We start from the raw sequence: 21514 nt of genomic DNA, 5'->3' as shown, positions 1-21514 counted from the left end.
TCGGTTTATGCGTGTACTCACGGTTGATGATTCTCGCACCATCCTCGCCATGCTCCAGCACACGCTTGCTGGCGCTGGATACGAGGTTTTGCAAGCCGAGAATGGCCAGGAAGGCCTGGATGTCTTGCAAAACGAGTCCGTAGATGTGGTGATCACTGATATCAATATGCCGATTATGGATGGCATAGAATTTATCAAAAACGTCAGAGCGTCAGGGAAGCATCAAAGCTTGCCTATTCTCATTCTGACTACAGAAACGAGCCAGGATAAGCGAGATCAAGGACGTGCAGCTGGCGGCACAGGGTGGATTGTGAAGCCTTTTGATCCCGATAAGCTGCTGAGCGTCATTAAAAAGGTCAGCCACTAAACCACAATAAGTAATGGGGCTGGATAAGCCATGAGTGAACTAGACGAGTTTAAAGCAACGTATTTTGATGAATGTTCGGAGCTCTTGATTGAGCTTGAAGAGCAGTTTGTCGCAATTGAAGAAGGCGATCAGGACACTGAGCGTCTTAATGCTGTTTTTCGTGCCATTCACTCTATCAAAGGTGGCGCGGGTGCGTTTGGCTTCCAAGGTTTGGTTGGATTTGCCCACAGCTTTGAAACGTTGCTTGATTTTGTGCGTGATGGTCGGGTTGAGCTGACCGAAGATGTCATCAAGCTTTGCATCCGTTCAATCGATTTGGTCGCGGATTTTGTGACAGCAGCTCAAGAAAATCGTGAATTGGGAGCCGATTACGGCGCCGACGAGAAACGCCAATTCGATGAATTGTGCAACCCGGATGCCGATGGCGAAGCGGGCGAAGAAGACCCAGAAGATTTCGACATCGAATTCACCCCGGTAATGGTTGAGGTCGACAGCAGCGACGCTGATGCCGAGCAAAGCGATGAGTTTGAAGAGTCGCCGCTTGAAGAAGATCTGAACGCCGCTTTGATGGACAATGTTGACGATAGTGACCATGAAGCCTTGGCAGAGGAGATTGCCAATGCGGATGTGGTATTTGAGAGCGACAATCCGGCCACCGCAGATCATTCAGATGAAGAAAGCGACATTGACGCCGCCGACATGGGTGCCTCGGATTGCTGGTGCGTTGTCTTTACGCCGCTGCCCGCGCTTTATGAGCGCGCCAATGACCCTCTATTGCTGTTCCGCGAAATGGCAATTATTGGCGAAACCAAAATGCGGGCCAACCTGCGCGAAATTCCACCGCTGCAGGACTTTGAGCCATTCCAGCCTTATTGTTCTTGGACCATTTATCTCAAAGGTGATGACGTCACCGAAGAGCGCATTCGCGAAGTATTTGAGTTCGTTGAAGGCGACTGCGAAATAGAAATTACACCGCCCGGAGGCATCTCCGAGCAGCAAGCCGCACATTTGGTGGGCGACATTAGCGCCACGTCCAAAGTTGTTGTGAAGCCCGATGAAATGACACCGGCCACCGATGAACCAGCGGCCGGCGAAAGCGAAGTCAGCTTTGCAGATCTTGCGGGCGAACTGGGCGTTAAAGGCTTGGGTGAAGCAGAAGAAGAACAGGCGCCAGAGGCGAGCAGCTCAGATGATGAGACGCCATCTGCCGTTGCTGATGAAATCAAACAAAAGCAGGGTGACGATAGCATGGATGCTGAAGCGATGCTGTCCGATCTTTTGGACGAAGAAGAGCCCAAGGCGAAAGCCGCCCCTCAAACCGACGCAAGTCCTGCCGCGCCAAAGGCACCGCCTGCAGCCGCTGCTGCAAACAAAATTACGCAGTCAAAAGCGCCGGACAAGTCGCCAGTCCAATCTATTCGCGTTGATCTGGATAAGGTTGACCGTGTTGTGAATATGGTGGGCGAACTCGTTATCACTCAATCCATGCTGACACAGCAAATGGATGAGACGCTGCGGGAAAAATATCAGGAACTGGTGCGGGGCATTGAAGTGCTGGCGCAAACCACGCGTGGTCTGCAAGATAGCGTGATGGCCATCCGTGCCCAGCCCGTAAAATCAGTATTCTCCCGTATGCCACGCCTTGTACGTGAATTGGCCACGAAGACCGGCAAGAAGATCAAGTTGGAAATGGTGGGCGAGCAGACCGAGATCGATAAGACGGTGATCGAGCAATTGTCCGATCCGCTGACACATATGATCCGGAACTCAGCTGACCATGGTGTGGAATCTGTCGAAAAACGCATCGCGCGCGGCAAGCCTGAACAAGGTACCATCCGCCTTTCTGCCGAACAGGCGGGCGGCAATATCTTGATTATTGTCGAGGACGATGGCGCAGGCATTAACCGCGAGCGGGTTTTGGACATTGCACGGGAACGTGGTGTTATCCAGCCTGAGCAAAACCCAAGTGACGAACAGATCGATAATCTGATTTTCGCCCCTGGCTTTTCAACCGCAACCGAAGTGTCTGATATTTCAGGCCGCGGCGTGGGCATGGATGTGGTGCTGTCCAACATTAAAAAGATTGGTGGGTCGGTGCATGTGCGCTCCCATCCGGGTCGTGGCACACGCATGACCTTGCGCCTGCCGCTTACTTTGGCGGTACTGGACGTGATGCTGGTGAGCGTCGCGGGATGCCCCTATGTGGTGCCATTGTCTTCAATCGTTGAAACGATCCAGGCAGGCAAAGCTGACTTTGGTAAAACGCCAAGCGGCGCACGTTTGCTCTCAATTCGCGGCGAATATGTGCAAGTGGCTGATTTGGCGACACGTTTTGCGATGCATACGACCGCTGAAGAGAAAGATCGCTTCGTGGTTCTGTGTGAAGCAGATGGCTCTAGTAAGATTGCGTTAGTTGTAGATGAAATTATCGGCCAGCAGCAAGTTGTTATTAAGAGTTTAGAGGAAAACTATGAGCGTATCGACGGCATTGCTGGTGGCACGATCCTAGGTGATGGCCAAGTGGCGTTGATTGTCGATGTACAGGGCCTAAAGGCAGGCCCAAACCATCGGAACGCCGCGTAACGGCATAAATGGAGATTGAATATGGAAGCAATTGAAGTCAGTGAAAATGGCCACGAGCCAGGCGGCGCCAACTCAATTCAATTGATCGCCTTCTCAATTGGCGAGCAAGTATATGGTGTGGAAATCACCACTGTGCGGGAAATCCGCGCATGGAATGGGGCGACCCCATTGCCGAATACCCGCAAATATGTGCGTGGTGTGATCAATTTGCGCGGCACGATCGTGCCAATCTTTGATTTGCGCGCACGGTTTGGCGAAGGCGCGACCGAGGCCACAAAAAACCACGTCGTTGTGGTTCTGTCTGTCGGCGACAAATGGATTGGTATTTTGGTGGATGCAGTGTCTGACATTCTCACCATTCAAAAAGATGATATCCATAATGTGCCTGAAGGCGAGAATATGGATGCGGAATTGCTCAACGGCATTATCACCCATGATAATCGCATGGTCGGGTTGATCGATCTGGACACTGTTGTAGGCAATACGGGCGAAGAATCCTAAGTCGTCTGCCACAAGCAGTCATTGAGACACAGAAAAGCCCGGCATTTGGCCGGGCTTTTTCTTTTGGTTTTTCAACCGAATTTAAAACTCTTGGTTTTGCCGAGCCGGTTTAAAACAGCTCCACATCATCATTGTTGCGTTGGGCCACGCCGGAAAGATTTGGCTTGCGCAACTCATCCAAATTGAGCCCCGCCCAAACATCCTCTGCTTCAACCCGATCAGCGATTTCAACCATTTCTGCCATGCGGCGCGAGGCGCCAGCCATGTTGTCACAGCGTTGTTGAATGCGATCTTGCATTTGCAACCCGATAATAATTTTCCGAATAGCTTCATCACGCGCGGTCTTGCAGCTGACGCTGTCGTCCATAAGAACGGCAAGGCCATCATTTACCCGATCTACCATTTCCGCCGTTTGGCGGGCAGTTTCTTCTAACTCAATGGCCAACTTTGCCAAGGACATACGCGATCCCCCGATTTACTAGACTTCCAGCCTAACGCCTATTTCCTAAACAGGGTTTGAAACTATGTGCAAAAAATCCGCTAGTTTTGGTTTTGGTTAGCAGTTCACTAACAATTTAAGGTGTAGGTTTGTAAAAACGACTATTTCAGGTGAGTGTAGTGAAGCCGAGCGCAAGATCGCCCAGAGATATATCCGCAGCATCCACCCAGCAGGTGCATCAAGGTGACTGTCATGTCACCAACGACAAAGACGTCGCCTTCTCGACGGTTCTGGGTTCCTGTGTTGCTGCGTGTATTCGAGATAAGCTCACGGGTGTTGGCGGCATGAACCATTTCCTTTTGGGTGTGCAGTCCGACAGTTCTCGCGACCGATATGGTGAGAGCGCCCGCTACGGTGCTTATGCGATGGAAGAGTTGATCAACAAAGTGCTGAACCAAGGCTCCGGCCAACGCGATCAGCTGGAAATAAAAGTATTCGGTGGCGGCAATATCAACCAAAAAATGGATGATGTCGGCGCCAAAAACGCGGCCTTCGTGCGCGGATTTCTCTCGGCGGAAGGCTATAAAGCCGCCGCAGAAGATTTGGGCGGCACTTATGCGCGGCGCGTGGTGTTTCAACCGGTTTTAGGCAAAGTCTTTGTCAAACACCTCGACAGCTCCATCAACGATACATTGATCAAAGAAGAAATTTCAAAAGCCAACAAGCCAGTTGTCGAGCACGACGATATCGAATTGTTCTAACGCGCTGTTGCAACAATCAAATTTCTTCCAGGATTTGGAAAGAGGGTGCAATAATACTGCACCCTTTTTTGTGAACAATAGCACGTGTAAAAACCAACTATTAACCAATAATGTTTACCTTTGAACAAGGTTTACACAAAGGCGAAAACTGAAGTTCGGTCGCCATTTGCTATCCCAATTGATTTTGCTTGATTTGCACGGGTCTGCATTTACCAAATTTAAGGGTGTGGTCCGCCATAATCAAAGCGAAAGCGCACATCAAAACGTGGCGCGCTACACCAATCAACGGGCTGTCTTGGTGCTCAAAATGGGCGCGAGGATTAGGGGAAATGAGGCTGGGACCAGTATGGATAGTGGTGAGATCTCTTTGTCAGATCGCGAATTCGAAGCAGTAAGAGATAAAGTTTACAAGCTTGCGGGCATTTCGATGAGCGACGCGAAGCGCACGCTTGTAGTGTCGCGTTTGTCCAAAATTGTTCGTCGGCTTCAACTGGATACATTTTCTGACTATCTGGATTTTCTTGATCGCGGTGCATCTCCAGATGATGTGCAAGAATTTATCAACGCATTGACCACCAATCTGACGCGGTTTTACCGCGAAGATCACCATTTTGAGCATTTGGTCGAACATGTGGGCAAACTGCTTGAAGACCCCAAAATCAAGTCTGGCAAAAGATTGCGGTTCTGGTCCGCGGGTTGCTCCACTGGTCAGGAACCTTACACAATCGCCATGGCCCTTTTTGATGCTTATCCGCAGCTGAAAAGCTGGGACATGCGCATTTTGGCGACAGACATCGACACCGATGTGGTGCGTCGTGCGCAAGCCGGTATCTATAAAGAAAATGATTTGGCCGGCCTGAGCCCAGAGCGCTCAAAGTTTTTTGAGCCGATCGGGAATGGTGATGTGCGCATCCCTGATTTTATTCGCAAAACAATTGCGTTTAAGCCGCTTAATCTGATGAATGATTGGCCAATGAAAGGGCCATTCGACGCTATTTTCTGTCGCAATGTGGCGATCTATTTCAACAAGCCAACGCAGGAGCGCATGTTCACCCGCATGGGCGAATTATTGGCGCCGCATGGCTATCTTTATATCGGCCATTCCGAAAACCTGAATTCGGTATCCGAGAAATTCAAACTGGTGGGCAAAACCATCTATAGACCGAAAAACGAACCGGCCTCCCGGAGCGCAGCATGATCAAAGTTCTAATTGTCGACGATTCCGCACTCATTCGCAGCGTGTTGCAAACATTGCTGAGTGAGGACCCGAATATCCATGTGGTCGGCACAGCATGTGATCCAATGGATGCACGGGGAAAAATCAAGACGCTCAATCCAGACGTTGTGACCCTCGATATCGAAATGCCGAATATGAACGGTTTGGCGTTTTTGGAAAAAATTATGCGGTTGCGGCCAACACCAGTGGTGATGATTTCAACGCTGACCCAAAAAGGGGCGCAAGAGACATTGCTGGCCCTGGAATTGGGGGCGGTCGATTTTGTGGCCAAGCCGGGTCATGATTTGGACGGCGGTTTGGAGCAATTTGGTCGCGAAGTGCGCGAAAAAGTGATTGCCGCGTCTCAGTCCGATGTGCGGGGGCGGGCGATGGCACGTCAACCAAAGGGCACTCCATCCACCGCAGCACCTGTGCCCTCAAAGGTCAATTCATCCCGCAAGGCTTTGATTGCCATTGGCGCGTCAACAGGTGGGGTTGAGGCCATCAAAACGGTTTTGTCTGGTCTACCACAAGATTGTCCGCCTGTTGTAATCGCCCAGCACATGCCACCTGGATTTACCGAGCGGTTTGCCGCGCGACTGAACGAGGTGAGCGGATTGACTGTTGTGGAGGCGACCGATCGCCAAGTTGTAAAACCGGGCCATGCTTATATCGCACCCGGCGGCGCTCACTTGCGCGTGGAATATTCATCTGGACAGCTCAAATGTCGGATTGGCGAAGACGATGTGGTTTCAGGTCACCGTCCGTCTGTTGATGTTTTGTTCAAGTCCGTGGCGCAGCAAGTTGGACCATATGCAGTCGGCGCGATTCTGACCGGTATGGGCAAAGATGGCGCAAACGGCTTACTGGAAATGCGAAATGCAGGTGCATATACGATTGGCCAAAGCCAGTCTTCGGCCCTCATTTACGGCATGCCTGGTGCTGCTAACTCATTGGGCGCAGTGCAGGAAGAAGCGAAAATTGAATCGATCGCATCCAAGCTAATTGCGGCTTTGGAAGCAAAACGTGATGCCGCATAGGCATGAATTGATATATTAGTAACGGTTTGACGTTTATGATGCGATTTGAATTAAAGTTAACTAAGAATATGTCAGAGGCCCAAGCGTATGCCTAAAGCCAGTTCTATGACCGTTTTGATTGTTGATGATCAGCAATCCATGCGCGGGATCTGTAAATTCATTCTGAACCAGCTCGGCTTCAAAACAGTAATTGAAGCCAAGTCCGGTCGGGATGCGCTCACCAAATTGGAATCGGCCAATGTCGATCTGATTATTTCAGATTGGAACATGGACGATGTGGATGGGTTGACCTTGCTCAAGGTTATTCGAAAACATCCAAAAACCAACAAGATGCCCTTTATCATGGCCACAGGACGCGGCGATAAAGAGCAGGTGAAAGAAGCCATCGCGTGCGGGGTGAACAATTATGTCATCAAGCCGTTTGATGCGGGAACAATGAAGAAAAAGATCGAGGCAGTAATCGGCGCGCTGACCTAAGTCTCGATTTAAAGCTTGAACAAGTATTAAAGGCCCAATTTGCTTAGCAATTGGGCCTTTTTTTAAGACAAGTTTAGCATTTCCATTTTAGATTGTTTTTTGAAGAATTGCGAATTTTGCTCAAATTATCGCAAATTTGGGGGAGATTCTACAGAAGGTAGAAAAGGGCGAGCATGTTCAAAAAACTCAAGATGCCATCCATCACAATCGCAAAGAAATTGCCGATTGTTGTCGTATCGGCGGCGCTTTTGGTGGGCGCTGGCGTTGGTTTTGTGAGCTATCAGGTGTCACAAAACACGGTGAATAGTCTTACGCAGCAGCGATTGTCGACCATTGCGTCCATTCGCGCCGAAACCCTTTCTGACTTGCTGACCAAAATGTCCAATGACTTGGTGAAAGCTGCGCAGGATCCAAATGTGGTGACCAACGCAACCGAATTGCGTAAAACGTGGGAACAGGCCGATGCCGACGATCCTACGGCCTATTTGCAAGAAGGGTTTATTGATAACAACCCGAATGCGGAAAATGAACGTCATTTGGCGAACACCGCGAAGCAATTCACCAACTATGACTTTGCGCACTCACGTATTCACCCTGAATTGTCGACCCAGGCCGTCAATGCGGGCTATAAAGACATTATGATGCTGTCGACAGATGGTGTTGTGGTCTATTCTGTGTTCAAGCAGCGTGATTTTGCGACGAAAATTGAACCTGGCACACCGCTTGATAGCATTTTGCAAAAAGCGGCCAGTTCTGAAGTGGGCAGTGTCGTCTTCACAGACTTCACTCCATACCCATATTATGGGGACGCCCCAGCCAGCTTTATGGGCTCCAAAATCGTCAACGAAAAAGGTGATTTTGTTGGTGTGTTGGTCTTTGGCGTGCCTTATCAGACCATCGCCGATTTCATTCATTTGAAAAAGGGCTTGGGCGAAACAGGTGAAACACTGCTTGTTGGCACCGACCAATTGCTCCGTGTGGATTCAACATTTACTGAAGAAAATGATGCGTTCGTCGCGTCGTTGGAAACAGAAGCGGTTTCAAAAGCGCTTGAGGGCGAGCCGGCACAATCCATTGCCATGGGCATCGACGGTAATCAGGTTCATGTGGAAGCCGTTCCAGTTGAATTTGCTGGCGTGAAGTGGGCCATGGTTGCCACCCAGGATATAAAAGAACTGTTCCAGCCTGTTGCTGAAATGCGCAACATGATGCTGATCGTGGGCGCGATTATGTTGGCCATTGCCGTTGTTGCTGGTTTGTTGGCAACACGCACCGTCACCGTACCAATCTCTCGCCTGACAAAGACAATGCGGGCTTTGGCTGATGGCGATCTGGATGTTGAGGTGCGCGGCACCAAAGGCAAAGACGAATTGGGTGAAATGGCCCGTGCCGTCGAAGTTTTCCGTGAAAACGGCATCAAAGTTGAGCAGATGACAGAAGCGGAAAAAGAAGCATCCGCATCGCGTGCAGCTGAACGTCAATCCATGATGCAAGAACTGCAAAGTGCATTTGGTGATGTGGTCGACGCAGCGGTCGACGGCGATTTCTCTCGTCGCGTACAGGCTGAGTTCCCCGATCAGGAATTGAATACATTGGCTGACGGTGTGAACCGCTTGGTTGAAACAGTTGATCGTGGCATTAATGAAACTGGTAAAGTGCTCTCTGCTCTTGCAGATGCAAACCTGACGGTGCGCATGGAAGGCGAATATAAGGGCGCGTTCGACCAGTTGAAAACCGACACAAACCGCGTGAACTCAAAATTGAGCGATGTTATCGGTCAATTGCGGTCAACTTCACGCGCGTTGAAAGTTGCGACCAGCGAAATTCTCGCAGGTGCCAACGATCTTTCCAGCCGCACAAATGAACAAGCGGCAACGATCAATCAAACATCCATGACAATGAATGAATTGTCGAAGACGGTGCTTGAAAACGCCAAGGAAGCATCTGACGCCAGCACCAATGCGGATCAGGTGCGTGAGACAGCTGAAAAAGGTGGCGAAGTGATGCGCCAGGCCAACGAGGCGATGGAGCGGATCACATCCTCTTCAAACCAGATCTCGAACATCATTGGCATGATTGACGACATTGCGTTCCAAACCAACCTATTGGCCTTGAACGCGTCAGTTGAAGCGGCGCGGGCCGGTGAAGCAGGTAAAGGCTTCGCGGTGGTTGCTGTCGAAGTTCGGCGCTTGGCGCAATCAGCAGCAAATGCATCTTCTGACGTGAAGAAGCTGATCGAGCAATCTGTTTCTGAAGTAGAGGATGGCACCAAGCTGGTGGCTGAAGCTGCTTCGAACTTGGAATCAATGCTTGAAGCTGCCCGTTCAAACAATGCGATCATGGTTTCGATTGCCGATAAGAGTAAGGCGCAAGCCACCTCAATCGAGCAAATCACAACATCTGTGGCGCAAATGGATGACATGACCCAGCGCAACGCCGCGTTGGTTGAGGAAACCAACGCCGCAATCGAGCAAACTGAGGCGCAAGCTTCTGAGCTGGATGCAATTGTCGATGTGTTTGTCACCGATGCCAGCGGCAGCGAGCACGTCTCTGCTCCAGCAGCGGCTCCAGCGGCGGCACCGCAGCAAACAGGCATTAAAGGGTTGCAGCAAAAAGTTGTCACCGCTGCCAAGTCTTACCTCACCCGCGGCAACGCTGCGGTAAAGCAGGAAGAAGACGAGCAGGAAGATGCTGATTGGAAAGAGTTCTAAGCACAGCGCTCAACCTGAATAAATTTAAGGCCCGGTTCCAACGAACCGGGCCTTTTTTTGTCCACGGGCAATTTAGGGGGGATGTGGACAAAAGGATGTCTCAGGCAGGTGACATCTAAACATGAGTATAAAAATCATATTTATTTTCCTCTGTCAACTCGACATGATGCGCAAAAAAGGGTGATTCTGTGTCGGATAGTAGATTTTGGCGTTTGTTTTGGGCCGCGGTCGCCTGGACCAGTCTTGGGCTTGGGTTTATCGGGGTGTTTTTGCCAATTCTGCCCACGACACCCTTTTTGATTTTGGCGGCGTTTGGGTTCGCGCGATCAAATGAGAAAATTCACACATGGTTGATTGAACATCCCCAGCTTGGCCCGCCCATCGCTGATTGGGAAAAATATCACGCCATATCGACTCGCGCGAAAATTACCGCGGTGACAACCATGGCAGTGGTGTTCTCGATCAGTGTTCTGATCGGTCTGAATTGGAAATTGCTGGCCATTCAAGGGGCATGTTTAGGGGGTGCCGCACTGTTTATTGTGACCCGCAGAACGCCGCCTAAAGTATAATTCCATATTATGGAAATCAATTCCATTAGAATTGACATAAACCTACCAAATTGCCTAAACTCGCTCAAAATAAATTGGCGAGGACAGGCATATGCGCGAATCTGATTATATTGAAATTGGTCAACTCAAGGTGGCCAAGCCATTGGCCAGTTTGGTTGAGAAGGAAATTCTGCCGGGTCTGAATATCGACGCAGATCAGGTATGGTCGAACTTTGAAAAAATCCTGGCGGACCTGGCACCGCGCAATAAGGAACTGTTGGCCAAGCGCGAAAAGCTGCAACAACAGATTGATGATTACCACCTTGCGCATAAGGGCGCAGATTGGAATGCGGCCGCCTACAAAAAGTTTCTCAAAGCCATCGGCTATCTGGTCGCAGAAGGCGCGGACTTTGAGATCGGCACGCAGAATGTAGACGATGAAATCGCCAAAGTCGCTGGCCCTCAACTTGTGGTGCCGGTGATGAATGCCCGCTTTGCCCTAAATGCGGCCAATGCACGCTGGGGATCGCTATATGACGGGCTTTATGGCACCGACGCCATCGCAACTGAGGGCGAGTTAGCCCCCGGCAAAGCCTACAACGAAAAGCGCGGTGCGGAAGTGATCGCGCGCGCCGCTGCCTTCTTGGATCAGGCCATTCCCTTGAGCAAAGGAAAACATGCCGACGCATCCGGCTATAAGCTCGACGGGCAAAATCTCCTCGCCATTATTGATGGTGCCGATATTCCACTCAAAGATCCAAGCCAATTCTTAGGCACCCGCCAATCCAAAGCCGGGCAGGGCTATTTATTTGCCAATAATGGTCTGCATATTGAAGTGGTGATCGATAAGTCCGATCCGATCGGCCAGCAAAGTGGCGCGGGTGTGAAGGACGTTGTGCTAGAGGCGGCGTTGACCACCATTCAGGATTGTGAGGACTCCGTCGCGGCGGTTGATGCGCAAGACAAAGCAGAAGTTTATCGCAACTGGCTCGGGCTGATGAAGGGGGATCTGCAATCTAGCTTCACCAAAAACGGCAAAGAGATGGTGCGCTCCCTCAATGGCGACTTGGGTTTTCAAACGCCCGATGGCGGCAATATCACATTGCCCGGTCGTTCTTTGATGCTTGTGCGCAATGTCGGGCATTTAATGACCAACAATGCTGTACTCTTTGCCAATGATGAAGAAGTGCCTGAGGGCATGCTCGATGCAATGATCACCGTGCTGTGCGCCTTGCACGATTTGAACAAAGAGAGCGGCCCGCGAAATTCACGTGCGGGGTCGATCTATATCGTAAAGCCAAAAATGCACGGCCCGGAAGAGGCTGCACTCACCGATGAATTGTTTGATCGGGTGGAAGACGCCTATGGCTTGGAGCGTCACACCATAAAAGTGGGTGTGATGGATGAAGAGCGCCGCACCACCGTCAATCTGAAAGAATGTATCCGCGCGGTGCAAAACCGGGTTGTGTTCATCAATACGGGCTTTTTGGATCGCACAGGCGATGAAATCCACACCTCGATGCAGGCAGGGCCTGTTCTACCAAAGGGCGACATTAAAGGCGCCAAATGGCTCACCGCTTATGAGAATTGGAACGTGGACACGGGCCTTGAAACTGGATTTTCGCAAAAAGCGCAGATCGGTAAAGGCATGTGGGCCATGCCTGATGAAATGGCAAAAATGCTCGAAGCCAAGACCGACCATTTGAAGGCCGGGGCGAATTGCGCGTGGGTGCCGTCGCCCACAGCTGCGGTGTTGCATGCCACACACTATCACCAGATCGATGTGTTTTCAGTGCAGGACCAGTTGAAATCCCGCGCTAAAGCTGCCCTTGACGATATTTTGACTCCTCCATTGCTCGGGGGGCGCAACCTTTCAGCGGATGAAGTGCAACACGAGCTTGAAAACAATGCCCAAGGCATTTTGGGCTATGTGGTGCGTTGGGTCGAGCAGGGTGTTGGTTGTTCCAAAGTGCCGGACATCAATGATGTGGGCTTGATGGAAGACCGCGCCACCCTGCGTATTTCCGCACAGCATATCGCAAACTGGCTGTTGCACGGTCTGGTGGATGAGGATCAGGTGATGCAGGCCATGAAGAAAATGGCCGCAAAAGTGGATGAGCAAAACCAAGGCGATCCGGCCTATCAGCCAATGGCCGACAATTTTGATAAATCCGTCGCCTTCGCCGCTGCCTGCGAACTGGTGTTCGAGGGCGCCAACCAGCCTTCCGGTTATACGGAGCCGATCTTGCATCGCCGCCGTCTTGAAGCAAAGGCCAACGCATAGATGGCCGACAAAAAGCAAAGCAAAAGCCCTGTGCAATCGCTGGACCGGGCTTTTGGCTTGCTCAACATCATCGCTGACGCGCCTGAGGGTATAGCCTTGGGCGCTTTGGCACAGCAGGCCGATCTTGCGCCCTCTACCACCCATAGATTGCTTGGTGCGCTGGAAGGGCAGGGGATGGTGGCCTTTGATGCGCAGGCGGGCGCGTGGCAAATTGGCCTTGGCGCGTTCCAAATCGGCGCGGCGTTCCTGCACCGACGGGAATTTGTTGCTGCAGCTCGCGCGCCCATGCGTCGGCTGATGCAAGAATCAGGTGAAACCGTCAATTTGGCGATTCTCAATCGCGGCACTGTTGTATTTGTGGCACAGATTGAATGTGATGAAGTAATGCGCATGGCAGTGAAAATCGGCAGTGTCGGGCCATTGCACGCCAGTGCGGTCGGCAAAGCCATGCTCGCCTTCGGCGCGGCCGAGGAGGTCGACAACCTAACGGCCAACCTTCATTTCCCGCGCCTGACCGACAAAACCATTTTGGATTTGCCTGCATTTGAAAACGAACTTGAAACCGTTAAAAATCAAGGCTTTGCTGTGGATGATGAGGAGCAGTCCTTGGGGTTGCGCTGCATCGCAGCACCGGTTTTTAATGAGTTTGCGGAGCCTGTTTGTGCACTGTCCATATCCGGCCCCACGGTGCGCGTCACGCAGGAGCGAACGGCTGAATTGGCCGAAATGGTCATCAATGCAGCGCACCGCGTCACGACAAAGCTCGGCGGGAAATTCCCTCATTGAATGGAACTTCACAAAAACGTGCGTGTTATTGTATGAGAAATTTACATGAGTGTGGCATAGATGCTCTATAATTGAATTGAAATCTGATATAGATTGCAATCAATTCTTCACCGTCACCTCGTGGCGGCTTTTTTTGTGGATGAGAGAGATACAAGTGAATTTATCACGTCGACAGTTTTCGATGCTTTTGTCAGGCGCGGCAATGTCCGCTGTCTTGACGGGCTGTGGTGCGAGCAGCGCCAGAATGGCAGAAGGGCCAAAGGTGAATACGCCTGATCCCGATTTGCTGCGTTTCGCGTCCTTCACGGATAATGGCTACACCGTTCCTGCCATCCCTGCAAACCGTTTGGATCGCAGCCTGTGGCGTCAAGTTGTGGATGATCCGTTTGGCGAAGTGCCTGGCACGATTGTTGTCGACACGCCAAATCGTTTCCTCTACCTCACCTTGGATAATGGCCAAGCCATGCGCTATGGCATTGGTGTTGGCAAAGCAGGCTTTACCTGGTCCGGCCGTGCCAAGGTACAATTTAAGCGCCCATGGCCCACTTGGACGCCCCCGAGCGAAATGATCGAACGTGATCCAACGCTTGAAAAATGGCGTGAGGGCCAGCCTCCAGGCTTGGACAACCCACTCGGCGCTCGCGCGCTTTACATCTTCAAAGATGGCCGCGACACCCTATACCGTATTCACGGCTCGCCTGAATGGTGGACCATCGGCACAGCTGCCTCATCTGGCTGTATCCGCATGACCAACCATGACATTGTTGATTTTTATAAGCGTGTGCCGTCGGGCTCACCCATTGTGGTTGTTCCAGATAACCGCATTCAAATCGACACAATGGCATAAATAAAAAGGCGCGGTTTTCCGCGCCTTATTCGTCTTTGGGGCAGTGGCTCAAAAATGTTTCTGCCGACTGCACAATTTGCGCATCAATTTCCCCAATTGCGTCGCGGTCCTGCCCTTGATAGGCAACCTTCGACACAACGGTTTGAATAACCCCGAGTCGAGCGCGACGTTTGTCGTTGGCGCGCACAACGGTCCACGGCGCAAAGTCAAAATCGCTGCGTTCCAGCATTTCGTTGCGTGCAGCGGAATAGTCTTCCCACTTTTCAAGCGCGCGCAGATCAACCGGGCTGAGCTTCCAATGTTTTAGGGGACTATGTCGCCGATCATGAAAGCGCTTGAGCTGCATTTCCTGCCCGATATTCAGCCAGAACTTGAAGAAGTGGATACCTTCTTTAACAATCATGCGCTCGACGTCGGGCAATTGTTGATAGAAGCGCTCGGTTTGTTCAGGCGTGCAAAACCCCATCACAGGTTCCACCACGGCTCGGTTATACCATGACCGATCAAATAGTACTTGTTCGCCACGGGTTGGGAAGTGCGAGACATAGCGTTGAAAATACCATTGTCCCTGTTCGGTCTCTGTCGGCTTTGAAAGCGCAACCACGCGGTTGTGGCGGGGATTCAAATAGTGAATATAACGGCGGATCGACCCACCTTTGCCCGCCGCATCACGGCCCTCAAACACCAAAACCACCCGCTCGCCACTTGCCTGCAAATGGCTTTGCAGCTTGGTGAGTTCTATTTGAAGCGCTTCCAAATGCGCGTCATATTTTTTGCGCTTCAGCTTGTCATCATAGGGATAATTGCCAGATGCAAAGGCCCGGTCTTTCACATGATCGGGCAGTTCTGGATGGTCTAAATCAAATTGGGTCAATTTGCGCTTTATCCCTTTTCAGTTTATTGGAAGCGGATGTAATGGCTAGAATAGTGCAAAGTCTATGGTGCCGGTGCGTCGCCGTAAAGACTTGAATGAACTGAAAAAAGCATTGTGCGCGGGCCGTTTGGCCATAAGTCTAAAGTCTTTGTCGTTGAAACTTCATAATGACTGACTAAATCAGGTCGGATATTTCGATCAGTTCTATTAGGATATAAAATGAGTGGTATGGATTCATCCGCCCCAAATCGCAGTCTTACTATTCGCTGGCGCGACCGGTTTTACGCCGCGCGATGGGTGCTTTTGGCCTGCTCGCTGGTGTTTTTGGCGCTCTATTTGGGTGAGCGGCTCACGCTCGTCCAAGCCATTCTATCCTTTGGTGTGATCTTTTTGGCCGCCATTGCCGTGCCGCGTCGCGCTCATCTGGTGCCGTCTGTGGGCAATTATGACCATGCACCGTCCCTATGGCCTGATACGTCGACAAAGCGCTTTGCTGAAGCCTTGCCAGACCCTTGCCTGATTGTAGATCATCGGGTCATCCTGCGTTATCGCAACAAGGCCGCAGCGGGGGAGTTTCCGTCCACCTCTATCGGCGACCCTTTGTCGTTTTCGCTGCGCAATCCACTTTTGTTGAACACGATTGAAAAAGCGATCGCTGAGAATGATCGCGCGGTTGGCGAGTTTCGAGAAACTGTGCCTGCCGCCAGTTGGTACAAGGTGAGTGCTGTGCCCCTTGAAGTGCAAAAACCAGGCATTGCGCCCACCCCGCGAGCAAACCTATTTGTGGTGACCATCGATAATCAGACCGAGCAGCGGTCATTGGATCAAATGCGCGCCGATTTTGTGGCCAATGCCAGTCATGAATTGCGCACGCCGCTCACATCGTTAATGGGATTTTTGGATACGTTGATGGGGCCCGCCGCCAATGATGCTAAAGCACGCGACCACTTTCTGGGCATTATGCGCGGGCAAGCCGAGCGCATGTCGCGGCTTATCGATGATTTATTGTCGCTCTCGCGCATTGAGTTGCGCCAGCACCAACGCCCGACCACCAAGGTGGATTTGGGCAAATTGATCAAAGAATCGATTGAAATGCTGCAGCCGCAAATCACCGAAAATAAAGCCGAGTTGAGTTTCTCCAACCAACTTGAGGGCACGGAAGTGACCGGTGACCGTAACGAGCTTACGCAAGTGGTCACAAACCTGCTCGAAAATGCCATCAAATATGGCCACGAAGGCGGGCAGGTAGAGGTGCGCTTGGAAAAAGAGCCGGATCACCACAATCATGAAGTTCGGATCACCGTCAAAGACAATGGCCCGGGCATCCCGGCAGAACACGTGCCGCGCCTAACAGAACGATTCTATCGTGTGGATGCAGAATCATCGCGCCGCAAAAAGGGCACAGGGCTGGGCCTTGCCATCGTGAAACACATTGTGAGCAGGCATCGCGGCGAGTTGCGGATCAGTTCTGTGGTCGGCGAGGGCACCGAGATCAGCGTCTTTTTGCCGTTATAATAGCTGTCATCTAGCACCGTTGCCCACAATGGGAGTTCAAAAAATATAAGCGAATACAAACACTTATACTGTCATCTAATTGTCATTTAAAAGACATAAAACCATTAGCACAGAGCAATAGGGTGCCCGCAGTCCGGGAGGAAACAACCAGTCAGACAAATGCTGGTTTCTCGGCCTGATTACTGAATTCGAGTGCGAGCTCTAAAGAGGATGACATTATGAAATTCGCCCAATATGCAAGTGTTGCTGCTTTGGTTGTTGCAGGCACAGTTGCCGCAACTGGTGCACAAGCACGTGACCAAATCTCAATCGTAGGTTCTTCCACTGTATTTCCATTCGCTACAGCAGTTGCAGAGCGTTTTGGTCAAACAAGTGATTTCCCAACACCTGTTGTTGAATCCACTGGTTCAGGCGGCGGTCTGAAATTGTTCTGCGAAGGTGTTGGCGAAGGTACGCCAGACATCACAAACGCATCACGTCGCATTAAAAACTCTGAAATCGATAAGTGCATGGCCAATGGCGCAACACCTGTTGAAGTTAAAGTTGGCTTCGACGGTATCGTATTGGCTGGCGCAAAATCAGGTGCGGACTTGTCTGTAAGCCGCGATCAGATTTTTGCGGCCTTGGCGAAGAACGTTGTTGTGGATGGCCAGATCATCGCCAATCCATATGTAAACTGGTCAGACATTGACCCATCATTGCCAGCTTCAAAAATTGAAGTACTTGGCCCACCACCAACCTCAGGCACTCGCGACGCGTTTGTTGAGTTGGTGATGGAAGAATCTTGCCAGGAAGGCATCGAAGAAGATGCATGTGGCGAAATCCGTGAAGATGGCGCATTCATCGATGCAGGCGAAAACGACAATTTGATCGTGCAAAAGCTTGAAGCAAACCCAGCTGCCGTTGGCATCTTCGGTTTCTCTTTCTTGGATCAAAACGCTGACAAAATCAAAGGTGCAACCGTTGATGGCGTCGAGCCAACTTTTGATGCCATTGCTGATGGCGATTACCCAGTTTCTCGCTCACTCTATTTCTATGTGAAAAAAGAGCATGTTGGCGTGATCCCTGGCATTCAAGAATATGTTGCTGAATTCACCAACGAAGCTGCTTGGGGCGATGAAGGTTATTTGACTGAAAAAGGTCTGATCCCATTGCCTGCGGAAGCACGTGCCGAATTCAAATCAGACGCCGAGAACTTGGTGCCTGCTGAAAAGATGTAAATCTTTTCACTGAATAAGAGTCGCTTCGGGGCTTTCCCCGGGGCGGCCCATGTGCTCTTAAAGGGCATCAATGATTAAGAACGGGGTGGCAAGGTGCAAGGCTGGTTCTTCGTACTCATTTTGGTTTTAACAGCAGGTGCGCTGTTTTATGTTGGCCGCTCTCGTGCTGTCTCCGCGGTAGGTGGGGACTCGACTCTTCTCCACTCAAAACCCGGTTTTCATGGCGCCTTTGTCATGATTTGCGGCATCGTGCCCGCCGTTTTGGTGTTCTTCACCTGGCTTTTATTTTCCCGCTATTTGACCAATGCGTTTGTCGCGTCTCAGCTTGGTGCCGATTTTGCCAATCTGGCGACAATTGAACAGCAAGCATTGATGCGCAACATGCGCTCGTTCGCGAACCGCACAGATTTGAGTGCGCTGGGCGCGATCGAGGTCAATGCGGTTGAGGCTTATCGGTCATTTGTGGCCAACACGGCGTTGGCCCTGCAGGCTGTGGTTGCCGTTTTGGTGATTGTGGGCAGTTGGTTCGCCGTGCGCGCGATCAGTAAAGATTTGCGCGCCCGCCAGATTGTTGAAAAAACAGTCATGGTCGTTTTGATCGCCGCATCTGGCGTGGCCATTCTCACCACGCTTGGCATCGTGCTGTCCCTGATTTTTGAAAGCATTCACTTCTTCCAAAAAGTGAATTTCCTGGACTTTTTGTTCGGCACGCACTGGAGCCCGCAAAGCGCTTTTGAAGGCGTTGGCGAGGAAGCCACGGGCCGAAATTCAGAAGTCTTCGGTGCCATTCCAGTATTTGCCGGCACATTGTTGATCACCGCGATTGCCATTCTTGTCGCCGCGCCGATTGGGCTAATGTCCGCCATTTATCTGTCCGACTATGCGTCGCCAAAACTGCGCGCTACAGCCAAACCCATTTTGGAAGTTTTGGCCGGCATCCCCACCGTGGTTTACGGCTTTTTCGCCGCGTTGACCGTGGCCCCGTTCTTCCGCAACACAGGTGAGGCCGTGGGCATTTCAGTGTCGTCTGAAAGCGCGTTGGCGGCGGGGTTGGTCATGGGCATCATGATCATTCCTTTCGTCTCCTCCTTGTCAGACGATGTGATCAATGCGGTGCCGCAGAGTTTGCGGGATGGGTCTGCTGGCTTGGGCGCCACCAAATCAGAAACCATTCGACGCGTGATTTTACCAGCGGCGTTGCCCGGCATTGTGTCTGCCCTGATGCTGGCCATTTCCCGCGCCATTGGCGAAACCATGATTGTGGTGATGGCCGCTGGCCTTTCCGCCAATATGACGGTGAACCCCCTTGAGGCGGTAACCACCGTAACCGTGCAAATTGTAACCCTGCTTGTCGGTGACCAGGAGTTCGATAGCGCAAAAACACTCGCTGCCTTTGCCTTGGGCTTGGTGCTGTTTTGCGTTACCCTGCTGCTGAACGTCATTGCGCTTCGGGTGATCCAAAAATATCGAGAGCAATATGACTGATTTAACAGGTGGCAATGTGGAGAAGGCCTCGATCCATACCAGCGATGATGCGCGTTCACGCTTGGCAAAGCGTTATCGCGGCGAGTCATTGTTTAAATGGCTCGGTCGATCAGCCATTGGCGTTTCTGTCGCGTTTTTGCTGTTGCTGCTTTCCACCGTTGTTTTTCAGGGCATGCCAGCCTTCACATTCAATTTCGTCAATCTGCCGTTCGAGCTGACCAAAGAAAAACTGGATACGGATGGATCATATGACAGCTTGCGCAAAGCCAATTATGACGCGGTCGTGCGCGACGCCATTCGTGATCAATTTCCAAGTGTAACGGGGCGGAGCGAGAAACGCGCGCTGAGCGGCCTCTTGTCGTCGGGCGCTCCTGTTTACTTGCGCCAGCAAGTGCTCGATGACCCAAGTGTGCTGGGCAGTGATAAGCGCCTGGAAATCCCGATTTCAGATTTTGCCGATCTTTACCTTAAGGGCCAAATCACCAACGATTCTATCATCGAAGGCAATGGCGCCTTACAAGTTGATCGCAATGATAAGGGGTTGCGCTTGATTGCCGATGAACCTGTGTTTGCCGATGCATTGGCCCGCGCCAAAGAAGCATTGAAAAATCAGGCCGCCAGCATGCGCGACCAGCAATCAGGCTTGCAATTGTCACTCAATAAAACCCGTGGTGATATCGAAGCCTTGCAAGGGCGCATTCCAGCAGAAACCAACGCCAATGTGAAGTCTCGGTTGGAAGCTGAACTTGAGCGTTCGCAATCAGATATTTCGGTGCTCGAAGCGCGCATTAAGCAGCTTGAAGAGCAAACCAACGCTATTGAGAGCCGCGTGGCCAATCCTGGCTTGGGCGAAAAGCTGACCGGCGAAATGTTGTCTGTGCTGGTCTACGCCAATGATGCGGTGCTCAAGGTAGAGCAGGTCACGTCCACCACAGCCAATGTGGTTGAATATATGCCACTTAACGAGGCCACAACGTCAATCGCTGCTAATCAGTGGAATATCCGTGTGCTCGAAGTGCCTGAGGCCAATCGCAAATTCACCGACCAGGAAATCGTTTGGACGGATGAGCTGGTCGAGCGTGGCTATGTCCGCTCGGGCCTCAACACAATTTTCTTCACCCGCGGCGCCAGCCGTGAGCCGGAAATGGCGGGTGTGCTCGGTGCGGCGGTTGGCTCGGCCCTGACCCTGATTGTCACCTTGCTCTTGTCGTTCCCCTTGGGGGTAGCCGCCGCGATCTATCTGGAAGAGTTCGCGCCGAAAAACCGCTGGACCACCTTGATTGAGGTGAACATCAACAACCTCGCCGCTGTGCCCTCCATCGTGTTTGGTTTGCTCGGTTTGGCGGTGTTCCTCAATTATTTTGAACTGGATCGCTCCGCGCCTTACGTTGGCGGTATGGTCTTGGCGTTGATGACATTGCCCACCATCATCATCGCCTCACGTGCCGCATTGCGCGCCGTGCCACCATCGATCCGCGAAGCGGCCCTCGGCATTGGTGCCTCGCGCTTGCAAACAGTGCTGCACCATGTGTTGCCATTGGCCATGCCTGGCATTCTCACCGGCACCATCATTGGCATGGCGCAAGCCTTGGGCGAAACAGCACCGCTTTTGATGATCGGCATGGTGGCCTTTGTGGTCGATATTCCGATGGGCTTTTCCGATCCATCCACAGTGTTGCCGGTACAAATCTTCATGTGGGCCGATTTTCCTGAACCCGCCTTCCAACAACGTACATCGGCTGCGATTATGGTGTTGTTGGGCTTTTTGATTGCAATGAACGCGCTTGCTGTTGTCCTGCGCAAACGTTTCGAACGCCGCTGGTAAGCCGAGCTTCGGTGCAACCACATATATTGAGGTAG

Annotated in this window: 18 protein-coding genes; 16 read left to right on the top strand and 2 right to left on the bottom strand. The window is 51.5% G+C overall.

Translation table 11 applies throughout. The features are described 5' to 3' along the window. Nucleotides 1–7 precede the first annotated feature (7 nt). From G549_RS0103755 to G549_RS0103745, 3 genes are read left to right on the top strand one after another with little or no spacing between them, the layout of a single operon-like run. Nucleotides 8–367 (top strand): response regulator, encoded by a 360-nt coding sequence (locus tag G549_RS0103755; RefSeq protein WP_027833898.1) that lies wholly within the window; start codon nucleotides 8–10, stop codon nucleotides 365–367. Between the two features lie 30 nt (nucleotides 368–397). Next, the gene (locus G549_RS0103750) at nucleotides 398–2950 is read left to right on the top strand and encodes a chemotaxis protein CheA (RefSeq protein WP_027833897.1); all 2553 of its coding nucleotides are present in this window, start codon (nucleotides 398–400) and stop codon (nucleotides 2948–2950) included. A 21-nt stretch (nucleotides 2951–2971) separates the two neighbouring features. Further along, nucleotides 2972–3451, top strand: coding sequence for a chemotaxis protein CheW (locus tag G549_RS0103745; RefSeq protein ID WP_036220943.1), 480 nt, complete (start codon nucleotides 2972–2974; stop codon nucleotides 3449–3451). A gap of 109 nt (nucleotides 3452–3560) precedes the next feature. Here the strand turns inward: G549_RS0103745 and G549_RS0103740 are convergent, their stop codons facing one another. Next, the gene (locus tag G549_RS0103740) at nucleotides 3561–3911 is read right to left on the bottom strand and encodes a hypothetical protein (protein WP_027833895.1); all 351 of its coding nucleotides are present in this window, start codon (nucleotides 3909–3911) and stop codon (nucleotides 3561–3563) included. Nucleotides 3912–4069: 158 nt separating this feature from the next. Between G549_RS0103740 and G549_RS18930 the strand changes: the two genes are divergently transcribed. From G549_RS18930 to G549_RS18920, 9 genes are all read left to right on the top strand, one after another. Next, nucleotides 4070–4651, top strand: coding sequence for a hypothetical protein (locus tag G549_RS18930; protein ID WP_156905469.1), 582 nt, complete (start codon nucleotides 4070–4072; stop codon nucleotides 4649–4651). 226 nt (nucleotides 4652–4877) lie between these two features. Beyond that, nucleotides 4878–5849: a CheR family methyltransferase gene (locus tag G549_RS0103730; protein ID WP_210162389.1), complete on the top strand. Its 972-nt coding sequence runs from the start codon at nucleotides 4878–4880 to the stop codon at nucleotides 5847–5849. Next, nucleotides 5846–6907 carry a protein-glutamate methylesterase/protein-glutamine glutaminase gene (locus tag G549_RS0103725; protein WP_027833893.1) on the top strand — a complete coding sequence of 354 codons (1062 nt, stop codon included), beginning with the start codon at nucleotides 5846–5848 and terminating at the stop codon, nucleotides 6905–6907. The genes G549_RS0103730 and G549_RS0103725 overlap by 4 nt, the downstream gene beginning before the upstream one ends. Before the next feature lie 105 nt (nucleotides 6908–7012). Next, nucleotides 7013–7384, top strand: coding sequence for a response regulator (locus G549_RS0103720; protein WP_245985758.1), 372 nt, complete (start codon nucleotides 7013–7015; stop codon nucleotides 7382–7384). Between the two features lie 173 nt (nucleotides 7385–7557). Further along, a complete protein-coding gene (locus G549_RS22025) occupies nucleotides 7558–10095 on the top strand; it encodes a methyl-accepting chemotaxis protein (protein ID WP_051213307.1) in 2538 nt (845 codons plus the stop codon). Between the two features lie 188 nt (nucleotides 10096–10283). After that, nucleotides 10284–10664 carry a YbaN family protein gene (locus tag G549_RS0103710; RefSeq protein ID WP_051213305.1) on the top strand — a complete coding sequence of 127 codons (381 nt, stop codon included), beginning with the start codon at nucleotides 10284–10286 and terminating at the stop codon, nucleotides 10662–10664. 91 nt (nucleotides 10665–10755) lie between these two features. Further along, nucleotides 10756–12927, top strand: coding sequence for a malate synthase G (locus tag G549_RS0103705; protein WP_027833890.1), 2172 nt, complete (start codon nucleotides 10756–10758; stop codon nucleotides 12925–12927). Continuing rightward, entirely contained in the window at nucleotides 12928–13713 is a 786-nt protein-coding gene (locus G549_RS0103700) for an IclR family transcriptional regulator (RefSeq protein ID WP_027833889.1), read from the top strand. It begins immediately after the preceding gene. Between the two features lie 202 nt (nucleotides 13714–13915). Then, on the top strand, nucleotides 13916–14560 hold the full coding sequence (locus tag G549_RS18920; protein ID WP_484174382.1) for a L,D-transpeptidase: 645 nt from the start codon (nucleotides 13916–13918) through the stop codon (nucleotides 14558–14560). A 25-nt stretch (nucleotides 14561–14585) separates the two neighbouring features. Here G549_RS18920 and ppk2 read toward each other — a convergent pair whose 3' ends face one another. After that, entirely contained in the window at nucleotides 14586–15434 is an 849-nt protein-coding gene (ppk2, locus tag G549_RS18915; protein ID WP_246778329.1) for a polyphosphate kinase 2, read from the bottom strand. A gap of 219 nt (nucleotides 15435–15653) precedes the next feature. Here ppk2 and G549_RS18910 point away from each other — a divergent pair, with 219 nt between their 5' ends. From G549_RS18910 to pstA, 4 genes are all read left to right on the top strand, one after another. After that, nucleotides 15654–16949 (top strand): sensor histidine kinase, encoded by a 1296-nt coding sequence (locus G549_RS18910; protein ID WP_084633940.1) that lies wholly within the window; start codon nucleotides 15654–15656, stop codon nucleotides 16947–16949. 218 nt (nucleotides 16950–17167) lie between these two features. Continuing rightward, nucleotides 17168–18169: a PstS family phosphate ABC transporter substrate-binding protein gene (locus G549_RS0103680; protein WP_027833888.1), complete on the top strand. Its 1002-nt coding sequence runs from the start codon at nucleotides 17168–17170 to the stop codon at nucleotides 18167–18169. A gap of 93 nt (nucleotides 18170–18262) precedes the next feature. Further along, nucleotides 18263–19654, top strand: coding sequence for a phosphate ABC transporter permease subunit PstC (gene pstC, locus G549_RS0103675; RefSeq protein WP_027833887.1), 1392 nt, complete (start codon nucleotides 18263–18265; stop codon nucleotides 19652–19654). Next, nucleotides 19647–21479, top strand: coding sequence for a phosphate ABC transporter permease PstA (gene pstA, locus G549_RS22110; RefSeq protein WP_027833886.1), 1833 nt, complete (start codon nucleotides 19647–19649; stop codon nucleotides 21477–21479). Before pstC ends, pstA begins: the two co-directional genes overlap by 8 nt. Nucleotides 21480–21514 lie beyond the last annotated feature (35 nt).

The sequence above is a fragment of the Maritalea myrionectae DSM 19524 genome (assembly GCF_000423365.1).
Lineage (GTDB): Bacteria > Pseudomonadota > Alphaproteobacteria > Rhizobiales > Devosiaceae > Maritalea > Maritalea myrionectae.
This window is presented reverse-complemented; position numbering and strand designations above follow the sequence as displayed.

Bases quoted from the DNA above. Each gene is read 5' to 3' on its own strand.
- G549_RS0103755 (WP_027833898.1), top strand. From the start codon at position 8: ATGCGTGTACTCACGGTTGATGATTCTCGCACCATCCTCGCCATGCTC.
- G549_RS0103750 (WP_027833897.1), top strand. From the start codon at position 398: ATGAGTGAACTAGACGAGTTTAAAGCAACGTATTTTGATGAATGTTCG.
- G549_RS0103745 (WP_036220943.1), top strand. From the start codon at position 2,972: ATGGAAGCAATTGAAGTCAGTGAAAATGGCCACGAGCCAGGCGGCGCC.
- G549_RS0103740 (WP_027833895.1), bottom strand. From the start codon at position 3,911: ATGTCCTTGGCAAAGTTGGCCATTGAGTTAGAAGAAACTGCCCGCCAA.
- G549_RS0103725 (WP_027833893.1), top strand. From the start codon at position 5,846: ATGATCAAAGTTCTAATTGTCGACGATTCCGCACTCATTCGCAGCGTG.
- G549_RS0103720 (WP_245985758.1), top strand. From the start codon at position 7,013: ATGACCGTTTTGATTGTTGATGATCAGCAATCCATGCGCGGGATCTGT.
- G549_RS22025 (WP_051213307.1), top strand. From the start codon at position 7,558: ATGTTCAAAAAACTCAAGATGCCATCCATCACAATCGCAAAGAAATTG.
- G549_RS0103705 (WP_027833890.1), top strand. From the start codon at position 10,756: ATGCGCGAATCTGATTATATTGAAATTGGTCAACTCAAGGTGGCCAAG.
- G549_RS0103700 (WP_027833889.1), top strand. From the start codon at position 12,928: ATGGCCGACAAAAAGCAAAGCAAAAGCCCTGTGCAATCGCTGGACCGG.
- G549_RS18920 (WP_484174382.1), top strand. From the start codon at position 13,916: ATGTCCGCTGTCTTGACGGGCTGTGGTGCGAGCAGCGCCAGAATGGCA.
- G549_RS18910 (WP_084633940.1), top strand. From the start codon at position 15,654: ATGAGTGGTATGGATTCATCCGCCCCAAATCGCAGTCTTACTATTCGC.
- G549_RS0103680 (WP_027833888.1), top strand. From the start codon at position 17,168: ATGAAATTCGCCCAATATGCAAGTGTTGCTGCTTTGGTTGTTGCAGGC.
- pstA (WP_027833886.1), top strand. From the start codon at position 19,647: ATGACTGATTTAACAGGTGGCAATGTGGAGAAGGCCTCGATCCATACC.